Genomic DNA, 14,383 nt, shown 5'->3' with positions numbered 1-14,383 from the left:
CCGCACCCGCACCACCGAGGAGTCCCGATGCCGCCCCGTACCGCCCGCACCCTCGGGATCGTCCTGGCCGTCCTCGGTCTCGTCGCCGTGATCGTCGCGATCGTCCTCCTCGTCCGCCCCGCCGACGGCGCCGGAGCTCCGACCTCCACCCCGGTCGCCCCCTCCGCCTCGGCCGCCGCCGCCCCGTCGACCGCGCCCTCCGAGGCCGAGTCCTCGGAGACCGCGATGGAACCGACGGCCACCGACGCCCCGACGGAGACCTCCCCGACGGAGACCTCGCCGACCGAGGGCGTCGTCGCCTCGGCCGCCCCCGGCTCCGCCACCGCCGCGGCCGCCGTCGTCTCCTTCACCGCCTCGCCCGCGACGATCGACTGCGCCGGCGACCGCACCGCCTCCGTCCCCGTCGCCCTCTCCTGGCAGACCGAGGGCGGCGTCTCCGCCCGCCTCGCCGTCGGCACCACCGACGCGCAGTCCGGCACCGCCGTCGACCTCAGCGCGACCGGCTACTCCGCCCTCTCCGTCCCCTGCCGCGACGCCGAGACACTGATCACCCTCGCCGTCGAGTCCCCCGACGGCACCCTCACGCAGCGCACCCTCGTCCTCCCCACGGACTGACCTCCCCCCCCGCCGCGAGATGCCACTTGTGCACGCGACACGCCGAGGAAAGCGTGCACAAGTGGCATCTCGCGGGGACGGCCGGACGCGCCCGCACGGCAGAATGGAGACGATGACCTCCACCCCGCCTCCGCTCGGCCTGCTCCTCGACGTCGACGGCCCGATCGCCAGCCCGATCAGCCGCACGATCGCCATCGACTCGATCGCCGACGACCTCGTCGCGCTCGCGAACGCCGGCATCCCGCTCGTCTTCAACACCGGCCGCTCCGACGCGTTCCTGCGCGAGCGCGTGCTGCCGCCGCTCCTCGAGCGCGGCGTCTCGGCCGACGCGCGGATCGTCTGCGTCTGCGAGAAGGGCGCCGTCTGGTTCACCGTCGACTACCGCGGCACCTCCGAGCCGATCGTCGACGAGTCGCTCGCGATCCCGGAGGCGGTCGCCCGCGACCTCGAGCGGATGATCCGCGAGGACTACGACGACCTGGTCTTCTTCGACGAGACCAAGCGCGCGATGGTCTCGGCCGAGCAGCTCGTCGACCTCTCCAGCGAGGACTACCTCGAGCGCCAGCTCGTCTTCGACGCCGACGCCCTGCAGATCATGACCGCGGCCGGCCTCGGCGTCGAGCGCCGCGGCATCCGCTACCCGAACGACACCGGCGCCGTCGAGTACCGCATCGACCCGACCGTGATCTCCACCGACATCGAGTCCAACCGCCTCGGCAAGGACCTCGGCGCCCAGCGCGCCGTCGAGCTGCTCGGCGCCACCGGCCCGATCCCGCAGCGCTGGCGCACGGTCGGCGACTCCCGCAGCGACTACGCGATGGCCGACTGGCTCTCCGAGCACGCCTACGACGTCGCCCACGTGGACGTCCGCCCCGCGGAGGGCGTCCCGGACAAGCCGTACCCGATCCTCGTGGTCGACGGCGCGATCAACGACGAGGCCGGCGCCGCCGTGCTGCGCCGCTGGACCGAGCTCGTCGCCGACGAGACGACGCCCGAGGTCGGCGACGGCATCTCCCTCCACGTCGCGGACTGATCCGCCAGCCCCTCGTCCGCAGGCCCGCGGCCCGTTAGCGTTCGAGGCATGAGAATCGCAGTCACCGGTGGATCCGGGAAACTCGGCCGCAGCGTCGTCACCCGTCTCCGCGAGTCCGGCCACGACGTCTTCGTCCTCGACCGTGCGGGAACGCGCGGCGAGGGCGTCATCAGCATCGACATCACCGACTACGGGCAGGTCGTCGACGCCCTGCAGGCCGTGGGCGACCGCTATGAGGGGATCGACGCGGTCGTGCACCTCGCGGCCGTCCCGGCGCCGGGCATCGTCCCGGACATCGCGACCTTCCAGAACAACATGTCGTCGACCTTCAACGTCTTCCACGCGGCGATCCGCGCGGGCATCCGCAGCATCGTCTACGCGTCCAGCGAGACCGTGCTCGGCCTGCCGTTCGACGTGCCGCCGCCCTACATCCCGGTCGACGAGAAGTACCCGGCCCGCCCGGAGTCCGTCTACTCGCTCACCAAGCACCTCGAGGAGCAGCTCGCGATCGAGCTCTGCCGCTGGCACGAGGACCTGACCATCATCGGCCTGCGCTTCTCGAACGTGATGAACGAGGAGGACTACGCCGAGTTCCCGTCCTTCGACGCCGACGCGACGCTGCGCAAGTGGAACCTCTGGGGCTACATCGACGGCCGCGACGGCGCCCAGGCGGTCGAGAAGGCCCTCGCGCACCGCGAGCCCGGCTTCGACCGCTTCATCATCGCGGCAGCCGACACCGTGATGACCCGCCCGAACGACGAGCTGGTCGCCGAGGTCTTCCCCGGCGTCGAGCTGCGCGGCGAGCTCGGCGTGAACGACACGCTGCTCTCGATCGACCACGCCCGCGAGGTCCTCGGCTACGCCCCCGAGCACTCCTGGCGCGACTCGCAGTAGCCACCACCCGCCTCCGCGCCGCTCCGGCTCGCGGAACACTCTCCGGCTCGCAGGAATCCACGGATCCCGCGAGCCGGAGCCGTTTCCACGAGCCGGAGCTGCGCCCGGCCGACCTCGGGCTCGTGGAACGGTGTCCGGCTCGCTGGAGTCCGCGGTTTCCGCGTGCCGAGGGTGATTCGGCGTGCCGGAGGTCTCCCGCGGGAGGTTCGGCACGCGGAGACGCCTCCGGCTCGCGGGGATCCGAGGATCCCGCGAGCCGGAGGCGTGAGGGCGAGCCGGAGATGCCGGCTCAGCAGCCGAGGGTCAGCTGGGGATGTAGTTGAACTCGTCCGGGTTCGGGCCGGTGCGCTCGTCGCGGTTGAGCGCCGAGATCGCGGTCATCGACTCGTCGTCCAGCTCGAAGTCGAAGAGCGCGAAGTTCTCCTCCACGCGCTTGCGGGTGACCGACTTCGGGAAGACGATGTCGCCGCGCTGGATGTGCCAGCGCAGGACGACCTGCGCGGGGGAGCGGTCGACGCTGTGCGCGATGCGCACGATCGCCTCGTCGTCCAGGACCTTGCCCTGCGCGATCGGCGACCAGGCCTCGGTCGCGATGCCGTGCTCGACGCCGTAGGCGCGGAGCTCCTCCTGCGTGAGGAAGGGGTGCACCTCGATCTGGTTCACGGCCGGGACGATCGTCGCCTCGGCGCGGAGCCGGTTGAGGTGGTTGGTCTGGAAGTTGGAGACGCCGATCGCCTTCGCCTTGCCGCTGCGGTAGATCTCCTCCATCGCCTTCCAGGTCTCCAGGTAGTCGCCGACCTTCGGCAGCGGCCAGTGGATGAGGAAGAGGTCGACGTAGTCGAACTTCAGCTCGGCGAGGGTGTCGTCGATCGCCTGCAGCGCGTCCTCACGGGCGTGGAAGCCGTTGTTGAGCTTCGAGGTGACGAAGACCTCGGAGCGGTCGAGGCCGGAGGCGCGCACGGCCTCGCCGACGCCGGCCTCGTTGCCGTACATCTCGGCGGTGTCGATGTGGCGATAGCCGACCTCGAGGGCGGCGAGCGTCGCGTCCTTGGTCTCGGCGGGGTCGATCTGGAAGACACCGAAGCCCAGCTGCGGGATCTCGACTCCGTTGTTGAGGGTGATCGTGGGGACAGTGTTCGCGTCCGTGCTCATACTCGAGCGTCCTTTCGTCCGGGGATCGGCCGCATCGGAGAGCTTGCGGCCGGAGTACAGTCCACGCCCCGGGGCCTCCCAGGTGCAAGGCCTTGCGCGTCCGGCGAACATCGGCGGTCGTCCGGCGCCGTCGGACGCTCGGGGAACGACGAAGGCCCCCGGCACGGATGCCGGGGGCCTTCGGGGGTCGCGTGACTACGCGCGGGACTTGCGGCCGGTGATCGCGCCGTAGATCAGCAGCACGATGATGGCGCCGACGACAGCGAGGATGATGCTGACGAGGTTGAAGCCCATCGGGTCGTCGCGCCCGAAGAGCGCGCCGCCGATGAATCCTCCGAGGAGGGCGCCGACGATGCCGAGGATGATGGTGATGATCCATCCGCCGCCCTGCTTGCCGGGCAGGATGAGCTTTGCGAGTGCGCCGGCGATGAGGCCGAGAACGATCCAACCGATGATGCCCATGATGTGTCTCCTTCGTAGTGTGCTCGACCGGCCGTTCCGGTGCGAGCGTCAACGCCTGTCGTGAAGGCGTCCTTGCAGATGATGTCGATCAGCGGAGTGAGCGCTGCACCTTCGCGCGTGCCTTGTCGGCGACCGCGGTGAAGTGCTTCGCCTCGCGCTTCGAGGTCTTCTTGAGCTTCTTGCGCGTCTTCTTCGTGGCGGGGTCGTTCCACACGCCGAGTGCGAGATGGCGGAGCTCTTCGTAGCGGCCGCGGCCGGCGCGGGCGCCGAAGACGTACGCGGCGAGGGCGACGAGCGCCAGCAGGACGAGGCGGGGATTCATGCGGTGACCCTTCCATCGGAGAGAGCACAGGGTCGTGCTCGGCCCCCATTCCACTCTCCTGCGGATGCCGTGACAATTCAGGCCCGGACCGTTGACAACGGCCTCGCGGATCTGCTTGCGCCCGCGCGTTGTAGCAGAGGTGGCTGCGCTCGCGGGAGCGTCAGTGCACCGGAGCGTCCGCGAACCGGTCGTGCAGGTAGGGCCCGTAGCCGCCGTCCACGCGGTTGCGGCGGCGTCCGGAGGTGGTCACCTCGCCGCGGTCGGTCGCTCCCACCCGAGCGCCGGCGGCGTGCAGCCGCTCGACCAGCAGGACGTCCTCGTGCAGCGGCTCGCCGCCGAACCCGCCCGCCGCCAGGTAGGCGCTCGCGCGCACGCCGAGGTTCGCGCCGTGGATGCTGCCGATCGACTCCTCCCGCTCGCGGGTGCGCTGCCAGCGGCCGTACATCTCCGGCGAGAGGTCGGACGGGTCGGGCCGGACCGTGCCGACCAGCGCGTCGTGGTGGCGGGCGTGCTCGACGTGCTCGAGCAGCCACTTTTCCGGAACGACCGTATCGGCGTCGGTGTTCGCGAGCCAGACCCGGTCGTCCGGGACGGAGCCGGGGACGGTGCCGAGCGCGTGCGCGATCCCGGCCGCCCGCGCCGCGCCGACTCCGCAGCGCTCGAGCTCGAGGACCTCGGCGCCCGCGGCCCGCGCACGGTCCACGGTCGCGTCCGTGCAGCCGTCGGCCACGACGACCAGCCGGACCGCGACGTCAGGGGCGGTCGCGGCGAGGTGCGCGGCGCTCCGGAGGACCGACGCGACCGTGGCGCCGATCCGCTCCTCCTCGTCGTGGGCCGGCACGACCACCAGCAGCTCCTCGATCCGGGTCACAGCAGCCCCGTCCGCCGGGCCACCGAGCGGCCGTCGCGCGAGTGCACCTCGAGCAGGAGGTCCTCCTCCTCGTGCCGGGCGATTCGGTGCAGGCCGAGACCGGCGACGGCGCTCTGGACGGCGTCGCCGTCGAGCTCGAGGCCGTCGATCGGGTGCCGCCAGTGCACGGTGACGAGCTCGCCGGAGGCGGAGAGCCGGTCGCGCACCCCGCGCAGCGTGCGCTCGAGGGTCTCGCGCCCCAGGTAGTAGCCGACCTCGGAGAGCACGATCAGGTCGAACGGACCCTCCGGCACCCCGCGGGTGATGTCGTGGTGCTCGACCCGCACGTGTGCGAGCGGCGCGAGCCGGCGGGCGGCCCGCTCCACGGCGGCCGCGGAGACGTCGATCGCCAGCAGGCGCTCGGCCCGCGCGGCGAGCGCTTCGGCCAGCACGCCGATCGAGGAGCCGATCTCGAGGACGGAGTCGTAGCGGCGCTCGGGCAGGCTCGCGAGGGTGAGGGCGCGCTTGCGCTCCTCGTACCAGCGGCTCGTGTACCCCCAGGGGTCCTCGTGCCGCTCGTACAGCTCGTCGAAGTAGCTCATCCCCGTGTCCTCGTCGCCGGGGCCGCGCCCGTCCGTCCCCCCGAGCCTAGGCAGGATCGAGGCTTCTCTCCGCCACTTGTCGGTCGGATCGCCGTGCGCTGGCTCCGTGCGGGCCATCAGCGGACCCGGATCAGGCGGTCGTCGCCGGCGAAGGCCCGGATGAAGCGCGGGTGGAGGACCGGGGCGATCCCGCCGGGTCCCGGCGCCGTCTGGCTCGGATAGCGCTCGCGGGCGCGGGCCTTCCGCTCCCGCAGGTCCTCGTCGGCCTGGACGCGGACGAGCGCCGGCCACGGCACCTCGGCATCGTCGGGCGCGGCCCAGTGCCAGAGCCAGATCGGCGCCGCGAGCAGCGGGTGGCCGAGGGTGCCGGCCGCCTCGGCGCAGACCTCGCCGACGACGCGGTGGTCGCGGTGGCCGTCGCCGGTCCAGGTGGAGAGCAGGAGGACCCGGCCGGGCTCGGCGACGGCGCGGGCGAGCACCTCCGCGAGGATCCGGTCGCGGTGCTCGGGGGTGCCGGAGTCGGGGACGTCGAGGAAGGCGAGGCCGATGCCGGCGCCGAGCTCGTCGAGCGCGGCCCGGGCCTCGGCGCGCCGCTCGGCGACGAGGGCGGCCGCGGCCCCGAGGGAGGAGGCGCCGTGCGCCGCGCCGCCGTCCGTCACGATCACGACGTCCACGGGGACGCCGAGGCGGCGGGCCAGGGCGGTCGTGCCGCCGCAGCCGAGCGTCTCGTCGTCGGCGTGCGCGACCACGACGAGCACGCGGTCGACGGCGAGGAGTGCGTCCTCCGGCAGGACCGGCAGCCGGTCGAGCCGCCCGTCCTCGCGCCAGCGCTCGACCGGGGTGCCCTCGAGGTGACCGTCGAACTCGATGACGCGGCTCACCACTCCTCCGTCTCGCCGCTGGCGAGGACCGCTCGGCCGAGGGCCGCGTCGTCGCGCTCGGCGTGGTGCTGGCGGACGTAGAGGGCGAGGTCGGCGACCCGCTTCGCGTGCTCCGCGTCGAGCGCGAGCGGAGCCGGTCCGAGCGCGCGGCCGGCGCGCAGCAGGATCTCCTCCACGGCGCTCGCGACCGTGCCGCGGACCCGCTTGGCCAGCAGCGCGCCGCGCGCGCCCTCGGCCTCGCCCGCGTCGATCAGTGCCGAGGCCTCGTCGAGCGCGCGCCGCCCGGCGGACAGGGCGGTGTCCACCGCGCCGAGGTGCGCGAGCAGGTGCGGGTCCTCGCGGCGGGCGGCCGCCCGGGCCAGCGTCGCGGCGACGCCACGAGCCCCGCCGAGCCAGCAGGCGGCCACGCCGATCCCGCCCCAGCCGAAGCCGGGTCGCGAGAGGTACCAGCCGGGAGCGCCGACCTCCTGGGCGCGCGCACCGGCGAAGCGCACCGGCCCGCTCGGGATCTCGGTCAGCCCGCGGGGGTGCCAAGCGTTCTCCTCCGGGGTCGCGGTGCCGTCGCCGAGGCGCACGGCGAAGAGGCGGCGCTCGCCGGAGCCCTCGCCGACGTGCGCCGTGATCAGCGCCGCGTCCAGGCGGCCGGCCAGCGAGCACCAGGGCTTCACGCCGTCCAGCCGCCAGGCGTCGCCCTCGGGAGTCGCGACGAGCGGCTCGTCGCCGCCCTCCGCCGCGAAGACGCCCCAGACCGCGTCGTCCTGGACGCCGAGGTCCGCGGCCGACAGGCCCGACTCGCCGAGGATCGCGAGCGCGTCGAGGTGCGGCTCGATCGCGCGGGCGACGCCGAGGTCGTGCCGGGCCAGACGCTCGAGCAGGCCGTGCAGCTCGGCGGTGCGGCCGGTGCCGGGCCGCGGCGGATCGGCGGAGAGGGTGCGGGCGAGGGCCAGAGCGCCGTCGACGTCGCCGGGAAGGGAGGCAGGAGCGAGCGATTCCATCCCCCTGGACGCTACGCGGTCGGCGCCGCGCCCGCCCCGGATTGTCCGGGGGAGGGCTCGGTGGTAGCGCCGCGCATGTCCAGGGCGGTGATGCGGCGCAGGAGGACGGCGAAGAGCTCGACGTCGCCCGCGTCCCAGCGGCGCAGCTCCTCGTGCATCAGCGCCTGGCGGGAGCTGCGGATCGCCCGCATCCGCTCGGCGGTCTCCGGCGGCACCGAGAGGATCGTCGCGCGCCCGTCGTCCGGGTCGGGGGAGCGCTGCAGCAGACCGAGGCGGTCGAGTGCGGAGATCTGCCGGCTGATCGAGGACTTGTCCGTCTCGAGCAGCTCGGCCAGGGCGCCGGAGTGCATCGGGCCGCGCCGCTCCAGGGTGGCGAGCGTCCGGTACCCGGCGGTGCTGAGGTCGGGGTGCAGGCGCTCGGCGGCCGAGCGCATCGCGTCGCGCACCCGGTTGAAGAGGGTGCTCAGCTCGCCCTCAACGGCGGCGATCGCGGCGTCGGTCGCGCTCACGGTCTCGCGGTCGCCTTCGGCGTGCCCGCCGGGCTCGGGGAAGGAAGGGGAGGACGGGCCGGTCATCCCTCCAGCATCCCGTGTCGATCCGACTTGCGCACGGCGCCGTCCACGTCGTACGCTTCCCGAAGCCAAAGACCGCCGGTTTCCGGTGTGCGCACGAGCAGGGCCCAGGCCCAGCGGATCGCCGCCGGACGAAGGATTCGCGAAGCGAATGGCCCGCGCAGGTGTGCAAGAGATGTGTTCCGCGTTCATCGCGTTCCCCAGGCTCCCGCGCCCCTGCGCCGGAGCCTTTTTCTTTGCGTGCCTTCGGGCTACCGGCACGAGAATTCACAGGAGTAGCCATGGCGAACAAGGAAGCCTCGGTCGCCGAACTCACGGAGAAGTTCCAGAGTTCGACCGCCGTTCTGCTGACCGAGTACCGCGGTCTCACTGTTGCTCAGCTCAAGACGCTGCGCAAGGACATCAGTGAGCACGCGACCTACGCCGTGGTGAAGAACACGCTGACCAAGATCGCGGCGAACAACGCCGGGATCTCGTCCTTCGACGCCGAGCTCGCTGGCCCTTCGGCCATCGCGTTCGTGCACGGCGACCCCGTCGCCGTCGCGAAGTCGCTGCGTGCCTTCGCCAAGGCAAACCCTCTCCTCGTGGTCAAGGGCGGTTACTTCGACGGTAACCCGCTGACCGCGGAAGAGGTGGGAAAGCTCGCCGACCTCGAGTCCCGTGAAGTGCTGCTCGGCAAGCTCGCCGGCGCCTTCAAGGCCTCGCTCTTCGGTGCCGCTTACCTGTTCCAGGCGCCGCTGTCCAAGGCCGTTCGCACGGTCGAGGCACTGCGCGAGAAGCAGGAGTCCGCGAGCTGACGCTTCCCTCCGGGAGGCAGTGCGCACGCGGTTCGTAGACAAGAAACAACAAGGAGAAAAATCATGGCAAAGCTCACGCAGGACGAGCTCATCGAGGCCTTCAAGGAGCTCACGCTCATCGAGCTCTCTGAGTTCGTGAAGAAGTTCGAAGAGGTCTTCGAGGTCACCGCCGCCGCGCCCGTCGCCGCTGCTGGTGTCGCCGGCCCGGCCGCCCCGGCCGAAGAGGTCGAGGAGCAGACCGAGTTCGACGTCGTGCTCGAGGCCGCCGGCGAGAAGAAGATCCAGGTCATCAAGGAGGTCCGCGCGCTCACGAGCCTCGGCCTCGGCGAGGCGAAGGCTGTCGTCGACGGCGCCCCCAAGGCTGTCCTCGAGGCCGTCAACAAGGAGACCGCCGAGAAGGCCAAGGCCCAGCTCGAGGCCGCCGGCGCGACCGTCACCGTCAAGTAATCCCCTCGCACCCGTCAGGGTGCACGGGGCCTCCCTCGGGCGGGCCCACCGGCGCAGGGCGTCGTCTCCTCGGAGGCGGCGCCCTGCGTCGTTCCCGCTCGTCGTCTCCCTGTTCTCCCTGCGCTGTCGTCGCCGCCCCGGCGTCCCCGACCGGGGGTGACCGGCCTCCCCGGTGCCGCGCGACGCAGCCTCTAGAATCAGCGGGTGACTGCTATCGATCCGCTCGCAGGCCTGCCGGCCCGCGACGTGCCGCCCAGCGAGGTGTCGCTGAGCGAGCTGCTGAGCGACTTCGTCTCGGTGACGCACCGGATCACCCGCCTCGCCGCGCAGGCCACCGACAATCAGGAGTCGCAGGCGGTCTGGCGCACCCTCTCGGTGCTGCTGTCGATGGGGCCGATGCGCCTGGGTGAGCTGGCGACCCAGAGCCGCGTATCGCAGCCGACGATGACCAAGATCGTGAAGAACCTCGTCGAGACCGGCTGGCTCGACCGCATCGCAGACCCCGCCGACGCGCGGGCCTGGCAGATCCGCCTCGCCCCCGACGGCGCCGCGGCGCTCAGCGCGTGGCGCACCCAGCTGGGCGACGCCCTCACGCCGATCTTCGCCGACCTCCGCCCCGAGGACCGACGCGTCCTCGAGCGCGCCGTCGAGATCATGCACGAGCGCCTCGTCGTCGCCCCGCGCGACTGATCTCGCCCTCTCCCTGCTGGTCGAGTAGCCCCGGAGGGGCGTATCGAGACCCGCGGTCGTCAGCAGTGAGTGCCGACGGTGGTGGATCTCGATACGCCCGCTGCGCGGCCTACTCGATCAGCATGGCGGGCCGGCGTTCGTCCGACGGCGCACGTGCGCATCCATGCTGGTCGAGTAGCCCCGGAGGGGCGTATCGAGACCCGCGATCGTCAGCAGTGAGTGCCGGCGGTGGGCGATCTCGATACGCCCGCTGCGCGGGCTACTCGATCAGCATGACGGGCTGCGCCGCTCCGGACCGGGTCGGCAGGGGGTGCAGGATGAGCGCGTGCAGATGCGACTCGAACTCGTCCCCGTGCCCGTCTCCGATGTCGATCGGGCGCTGGCGTTCTACGCGGACGTCGTCGGCTTCCACGTCGACCACGACGTCCGGCCCTCGCCGTCGATGCGGGTCGTCCAGCTGACGCCGCCCGGCTCCGCGTGCTCGATCGTGATCGGCACCGGCATGGGGCCCGGGCCGGAGGACGGCGTCGTCCGCGGGCTGCACCTCGTCGTCGACGACATCGATGCCGCCCGTGCCGAGCTGGTCGAGCGCGGTCTCGAGCTGTCGGACGTCCAGGACATGGGCGGCGTGAAGTACGCCCACTTCGCCGACCCGGACGGCAACACCTGGTCCCTGCAGGAGATCGGCTCCCGCACTCCGCCCGCCTGAGCGGCGGCGCTCGCTTCCATGCTGGTCGAGTAGCCCCGGAGGGGCGTATCGAGACCCGGCGTCGTCAGTACGGCGGGTCTGCAGACTCCTGTTCTGATGCTGGTGGATCTCGATACGCCCGCTGCGCGGGCTACTCGATCAGCAAAGAAGCGCGCGCTGCGAGGCGCGTCGGCATGAGGGCGCGCGCCGTGAGGCGCGTCGGCAGGGGGTGCGCGCACCGCCGGACGCGTCCGCCCCGCGTCAGTCCTCGGGCCAGCGGACGCGGGCGCCCGAGTCCGGGTGCTTGCGGAGCCAGGCCGCGATGAAGGGGCAGCGGGGGACGACCGTGCCGCCCGCCTCCGTCACCGCGAGGACCGCGGCGCGGGCGAGCACGCTGCCGAGGCCGTGCCCCTCCCAGGCGTCGTCGACGACGGTGTGGGTCAGCACGACCTCGTCACCCTGGCGGACGTAGGCCGCGAAGCCGGCCGTCTCGCCGCCGACGGAGATCTCGAAGCGGGAGCGCTCGGGCGCATCGCGGACGACGGGGGAGGGGGACTCGGAGTCGCTCATGCTCCGATTCTCGCGCCCCGCGGCGCCGACGTGCTGGTGCGGATGACGAGCGAGGCGGGGATGGTCGTGTGCCGGGCGGGCGGCGGCGCCTCGCCCCGGGCGATCGCGGCCAGCGCCTCCAGCACGAGGGCGACGGCGAGCTCGCCCTGCTGCCGCGGGTCCTGCCGGATCGAGCTCAGGCCGAACAGCTCGGCCAGCGGGTGGTCGTCGATCCCGATGATCGAGACGTCCTCCGGCACCGAGAGCCCGAGCTCGCGCGCGGCGAGGATGATCCCGATCCCGATCTCGTCGGAAGCGGCGAAGATCGCGGTCGGCCGGGTCCTCGGATCGCCCAGCACCTGACGTCCGGCCCGGTGCCCGCCGGGGATGTCGAACCGGGTGGGCACGAAGTGGCCGGCTCCGCGCTCGAGTCCCGCCGCGGCGAGGGCCTGGGAGAAGCCCTCGTGGCGCTTGGTGTGCACGTGGAAGTCCATCTCCTCCTCCGCCAGCCCGCCGATGTGCACGATGCGCTCGTGCCCGAGGGAGAGCAGGTGCTCGGTGGCGAGCCGGGCAGCGGCGACGTCGTCGATGCTGAAGGTCGGGATGCCGGGGAGCGAGCCGCCGATCCCGACGATCGGCTTGCCCAGGGCGAGCAGCGCCTCCGTCTCGTCGGGCGAGATCTCGAGGGTCACGGCGACGATCGCGTCGACGCGCTTGCGGACGAGGTAGTACTCGAAGACGCTGCGGCGCGCGTCGTGGTGCTTGTCGATGTTGTAGAGGAGCAGGTCGTAGCCGGCGGCGAGCAGGGCGCGCTCGATGCCCTCGATGATCCCGCCAAAGAACCACTGGTTGATCACCGGGATGATCACCGCGACGTTGTTGCTGCGGCCGGTGACGAGGCTCGAGGCGTTGGCCGACACGACGTAGCCGAGGCTCGACGCGGCGTGCTCGACCCGCTGCTTCGTCCCGGCGGAGACGTAGCCGCGGCCGCTCAGCGCGCGCGAGACGGTCGCCTTCGACACTCCCGCGAGCTCGGCGACCTCTTCGATGCCTGGCACGGCGTTCCTCCCGGACCGTCCGGCGTCGGTGCTGGAAACGGTTCCAGAAAGTTATACCCCGCGCGCGGGGCGGCCGGAGCATCGAGATCGATCTCCAGCCGTCCGCCGGCCCGGATTCCCGCGGTTCGTCGCCGGATCGTTATCTCAGAGAGCGCTCTATCACCGCCGTTGTGCTTTCATCGATCTTGTGGAAAGGTTTCCCTCCGTGGAGGCCCGAGCCACACGAACCCGGTGTTCCGCTCGGAGAGTCTCCGCACGGAACCACCAACAGCATCCGAGTCGTCGCAGCACCTGCTTCGAGTCGCCTCAGCCCGCCGGCCTGCCGGACGGCACCGGCCCTCGGCTGAACCACCACTCAATGAGGAGGAACCATGCGGTCATCCCTGCACCGCCGTATCACCCTTCCCGTCGCCGTTCTCGCAGCGGCCGGGATCGCCCTCGCCGGCTGCTCGAGCAGCAGCGACCCGAACGACCCGAACGCGGGCGGCGGCAGCTCCGCCGGCACCGTGGGCACCGCCGACGGCGTCGTCAACATCTACGGCACCATCAACGGCGACGAGGCCACCCTTCTCGAGCAGTCCTGGGCGGACTGGGAGAAGGAGTCGGGCATCGACATCAAGTACACCGGCGACAAGGAGTTCGAGAAGCAGATCGGCATCAAGGTCCAGGGTGGCGACACCCCCGACCTCGCGATCTTCCCGCAGCCGGGTCTGCTCGCCGACACCGTCGCCTCGGGCAAGGTCCAGGAGCTGCCCGAGGGCGCCCTGACCAACGTCCAGAACAACTGGTCCGAGGACTGGCAGAAGTACGGCCAGGTCGACGGCACCCAGTACGGCGCGCCGCTGATGGCCTCCGTCAAGGGCTACATCTGGTACTCGCCGAAGAAGTTCGCCGAGTGGGGCGTCTCCGTTCCCACCACGTGGGACGAGATGGAGGCGCTGGGCAAGACCATCGCCGAGAAGACCGGCGGACCGTCCTGGTGCGCGGGCTTCAACTCCGGTGAGGCGTCCGGCTGGCCGGGCACCGACTGGATCGAGGACGCCGTCCTCCGCGAGGCCGGCCCCGACGTGTACGACTCCTGGGTCGCGGGCGACACCCCGTTCACCGACCCCGAGATCAAGGCGGCCTTCGACAAGGTCGGCTCGATCCTCCTCGACCCGACGCTGGTGAACGCCGGCTACGGCGACGTCTCCTCGATCAACTCGACCGCCTTCGGCGACGTCGCGCAGAACGTCGCCAACGGCACCTGCGCGCTGACCCACCAGGCCTCGTTCTTCGAGGGCTTCCTGATCTCGGCCGGCGCCAACGTGGCCGAGGACGGCGACGTCTGGGCCTTCCTCACCCCGCCGGCGGAGGCGGGCGACGCCCAGGCCGTCACCGGTGGTGGCGAGATGGTCGCCGCGTTCTCGAACGACGAGGACACCGCGAAGGTCCAGGAGTACCTGGCCAGCGCCGACTGGGCCAACAGCCGCGTCAAGCTCGGTGGCGTCATCTCGGCGAACACCGGCCTCGACGCCGCCAACGCCGGCAGCGACATCCTGAAGGACTCCATCGGCATCCTCCAGGACCCGGAGACCACCTTCCGCTTCGACGGCTCGGACCTCATGCCGAAGTCCGTCGGCGCTGACAGCTTCTGGAAGGGCATGGTCGACTGGATCGACGGCTCGAGCACCGATCAGGTCCTCGAGGAGATCCAGGCCGGCTACACCTCCTAGCAGTCGCGGAGAGGGCCGTCGCTCCCCGGAGCGGCGGCCCTCGACCGATGCCCGTCCGGCC

Annotated in this window: 18 protein-coding genes; 8 read left to right on the top strand and 10 right to left on the bottom strand. The window is 71.9% G+C overall.

Going from position 1 to position 14,383, the window contains the following annotated elements; all coding sequences use genetic code 11:
- The first annotated feature begins 27 nt into the window (after positions 1–27).
- The 3 genes from EDF17_RS16895 (at position 28) to EDF17_RS16885 (ending at position 2,542) form a co-directional block, all read left to right on the top strand.
- Complete coding sequence (locus EDF17_RS16895; RefSeq protein ID WP_123447802.1) at positions 28–615, top strand: hypothetical protein; 588 nt, start codon at positions 28–30, stop codon at positions 613–615.
- A 112-nt stretch (positions 616–727) separates the two neighbouring features.
- Entirely contained in the window at positions 728–1,648 is a 921-nt protein-coding gene (locus tag EDF17_RS16890) for a hypothetical protein (protein WP_185020007.1), read from the top strand.
- Between the two features lie 48 nt (positions 1,649–1,696).
- Positions 1,697–2,542 (top strand): NAD(P)-dependent oxidoreductase, encoded by an 846-nt coding sequence (locus EDF17_RS16885; protein WP_123447800.1) that lies wholly within the window; start codon positions 1,697–1,699, stop codon positions 2,540–2,542.
- A gap of 303 nt (positions 2,543–2,845) precedes the next feature.
- Here the strand turns inward: EDF17_RS16885 and EDF17_RS16880 are convergent, their stop codons facing one another.
- The 8 genes from EDF17_RS16880 to EDF17_RS16845 form a co-directional block, all read right to left on the bottom strand.
- On the bottom strand, positions 2,846–3,694 hold the full coding sequence (locus EDF17_RS16880) for an aldo/keto reductase (protein ID WP_123447799.1): 849 nt from the start codon (positions 3,692–3,694) through the stop codon (positions 2,846–2,848).
- Positions 3,695–3,889: 195 nt separating this feature from the next.
- Positions 3,890–4,156 (bottom strand): GlsB/YeaQ/YmgE family stress response membrane protein, encoded by a 267-nt coding sequence (locus EDF17_RS16875; RefSeq protein ID WP_056041656.1) that lies wholly within the window; start codon positions 4,154–4,156, stop codon positions 3,890–3,892.
- Between the two features lie 88 nt (positions 4,157–4,244).
- Complete coding sequence (locus EDF17_RS16870; protein WP_123447798.1) at positions 4,245–4,478, bottom strand: YtxH domain-containing protein; 234 nt, start codon at positions 4,476–4,478, stop codon at positions 4,245–4,247.
- A 160-nt stretch (positions 4,479–4,638) separates the two neighbouring features.
- Positions 4,639–5,349 carry a glycosyltransferase gene (locus tag EDF17_RS16865; RefSeq protein WP_123447797.1) on the bottom strand — a complete coding sequence of 237 codons (711 nt, stop codon included), beginning with the start codon at positions 5,347–5,349 and terminating at the stop codon, positions 4,639–4,641.
- Positions 5,346–5,930 carry an SAM-dependent methyltransferase gene (locus EDF17_RS16860; RefSeq protein ID WP_123447796.1) on the bottom strand — a complete coding sequence of 195 codons (585 nt, stop codon included), beginning with the start codon at positions 5,928–5,930 and terminating at the stop codon, positions 5,346–5,348. The genes EDF17_RS16865 and EDF17_RS16860 overlap by 4 nt, the downstream gene beginning before the upstream one ends.
- A 116-nt stretch (positions 5,931–6,046) precedes the next feature.
- The gene (locus EDF17_RS16855) at positions 6,047–6,811 is read right to left on the bottom strand and encodes a PIG-L family deacetylase (protein ID WP_166649725.1); all 765 of its coding nucleotides are present in this window, start codon (positions 6,809–6,811) and stop codon (positions 6,047–6,049) included.
- Positions 6,808–7,806 carry an acyl-CoA/acyl-ACP dehydrogenase gene (locus tag EDF17_RS16850; protein ID WP_123447794.1) on the bottom strand — a complete coding sequence of 333 codons (999 nt, stop codon included), beginning with the start codon at positions 7,804–7,806 and terminating at the stop codon, positions 6,808–6,810. The genes EDF17_RS16855 and EDF17_RS16850 overlap by 4 nt, the downstream gene beginning before the upstream one ends.
- An 11-nt stretch (positions 7,807–7,817) precedes the next feature.
- A complete protein-coding gene (locus EDF17_RS16845; RefSeq protein ID WP_166649724.1) occupies positions 7,818–8,381 on the bottom strand; it encodes a MarR family winged helix-turn-helix transcriptional regulator in 564 nt (187 codons plus the stop codon).
- A gap of 278 nt (positions 8,382–8,659) precedes the next feature.
- On the opposite strand from EDF17_RS16845, the gene rplJ reads away from it, so the two are divergent.
- The 4 genes from rplJ to EDF17_RS16825 all read left to right on the top strand — a co-directional run bounded on the left by rplJ (position 8,660) and on the right by EDF17_RS16825 (position 11,021).
- Positions 8,660–9,175, top strand: a complete 516-nt coding sequence (rplJ, locus tag EDF17_RS16840) for a 50S ribosomal protein L10 (protein ID WP_123447792.1) — start codon at positions 8,660–8,662, stop codon at positions 9,173–9,175.
- A 63-nt stretch (positions 9,176–9,238) separates the two neighbouring features.
- Positions 9,239–9,622: a 50S ribosomal protein L7/L12 gene (rplL, locus tag EDF17_RS16835; RefSeq protein ID WP_055791021.1), complete on the top strand. Its 384-nt coding sequence runs from the start codon at positions 9,239–9,241 to the stop codon at positions 9,620–9,622.
- A gap of 204 nt (positions 9,623–9,826) precedes the next feature.
- The gene (locus EDF17_RS16830) at positions 9,827–10,312 is read left to right on the top strand and encodes a MarR family transcriptional regulator (protein ID WP_243732947.1); all 486 of its coding nucleotides are present in this window, start codon (positions 9,827–9,829) and stop codon (positions 10,310–10,312) included.
- 325 nt (positions 10,313–10,637) lie between these two features.
- The gene (locus EDF17_RS16825) at positions 10,638–11,021 is read left to right on the top strand and encodes a VOC family protein (RefSeq protein ID WP_208110636.1); all 384 of its coding nucleotides are present in this window, start codon (positions 10,638–10,640) and stop codon (positions 11,019–11,021) included.
- Positions 11,022–11,261: 240 nt separating this feature from the next.
- On the opposite strand, the gene EDF17_RS16820 is transcribed toward EDF17_RS16825, so the two are convergent.
- Both EDF17_RS16820 and EDF17_RS16815 read right to left on the bottom strand, forming a co-directional pair.
- Complete coding sequence (locus EDF17_RS16820; protein WP_123447791.1) at positions 11,262–11,570, bottom strand: GNAT family N-acetyltransferase; 309 nt, start codon at positions 11,568–11,570, stop codon at positions 11,262–11,264.
- The gene (locus EDF17_RS16815; RefSeq protein ID WP_123447790.1) at positions 11,567–12,607 is read right to left on the bottom strand and encodes a LacI family DNA-binding transcriptional regulator; all 1,041 of its coding nucleotides are present in this window, start codon (positions 12,605–12,607) and stop codon (positions 11,567–11,569) included. Before EDF17_RS16815 ends, EDF17_RS16820 begins: the two co-directional genes overlap by 4 nt.
- Before the next feature lie 371 nt (positions 12,608–12,978).
- Here EDF17_RS16815 and EDF17_RS16810 point away from each other — a divergent pair, with 371 nt between their 5' ends.
- Positions 12,979–14,322, top strand: a complete 1,344-nt coding sequence (locus tag EDF17_RS16810) for an ABC transporter substrate-binding protein (protein WP_123447789.1) — start codon at positions 12,979–12,981, stop codon at positions 14,320–14,322.
- Positions 14,323–14,383 lie beyond the last annotated feature (61 nt).

The organism is Rathayibacter sp. PhB1 (assembly GCF_004362935.1).
GTDB lineage: Bacteria > Actinomycetota > Actinomycetes > Actinomycetales > Microbacteriaceae > Rathayibacter > Rathayibacter festucae.
The sequence above is the reverse complement of the archived record's forward strand: the minus strand, read 5'-3'. Positions and strand labels throughout refer to the sequence as shown.

Excerpts from the sequence above, each read along its gene's own strand:
- EDF17_RS16895 (WP_123447802.1), top strand. The coding sequence starts at position 28 with ATGCCGCCCCGTACCGCCCGCACCCTCGGGATCGTCCTGGCCGTCCTC.
- EDF17_RS16890 (WP_185020007.1), top strand. The coding sequence starts at position 728 with ATGACCTCCACCCCGCCTCCGCTCGGCCTGCTCCTCGACGTCGACGGC.
- EDF17_RS16885 (WP_123447800.1), top strand. The coding sequence starts at position 1,697 with ATGAGAATCGCAGTCACCGGTGGATCCGGGAAACTCGGCCGCAGCGTC.
- EDF17_RS16880 (WP_123447799.1), bottom strand. The coding sequence starts at position 3,694 with ATGAGCACGGACGCGAACACTGTCCCCACGATCACCCTCAACAACGGA.
- EDF17_RS16875 (WP_056041656.1), bottom strand. The coding sequence starts at position 4,156 with ATGGGCATCATCGGTTGGATCGTTCTCGGCCTCATCGCCGGCGCACTC.
- EDF17_RS16870 (WP_123447798.1), bottom strand. The coding sequence starts at position 4,478 with ATGAATCCCCGCCTCGTCCTGCTGGCGCTCGTCGCCCTCGCCGCGTAC.
- EDF17_RS16860 (WP_123447796.1), bottom strand. The coding sequence starts at position 5,930 with ATGAGCTACTTCGACGAGCTGTACGAGCGGCACGAGGACCCCTGGGGG.
- EDF17_RS16850 (WP_123447794.1), bottom strand. The coding sequence starts at position 7,806 with ATGGAATCGCTCGCTCCTGCCTCCCTTCCCGGCGACGTCGACGGCGCT.
- EDF17_RS16845 (WP_166649724.1), bottom strand. The coding sequence starts at position 8,381 with ATGACCGGCCCGTCCTCCCCTTCCTTCCCCGAGCCCGGCGGGCACGCC.
- rplJ (WP_123447792.1), top strand. The coding sequence starts at position 8,660 with ATGGCGAACAAGGAAGCCTCGGTCGCCGAACTCACGGAGAAGTTCCAG.
- rplL (WP_055791021.1), top strand. The coding sequence starts at position 9,239 with ATGGCAAAGCTCACGCAGGACGAGCTCATCGAGGCCTTCAAGGAGCTC.
- EDF17_RS16820 (WP_123447791.1), bottom strand. The coding sequence starts at position 11,570 with ATGAGCGACTCCGAGTCCCCCTCCCCCGTCGTCCGCGATGCGCCCGAG.
- EDF17_RS16810 (WP_123447789.1), top strand. The coding sequence starts at position 12,979 with ATGCGGTCATCCCTGCACCGCCGTATCACCCTTCCCGTCGCCGTTCTC.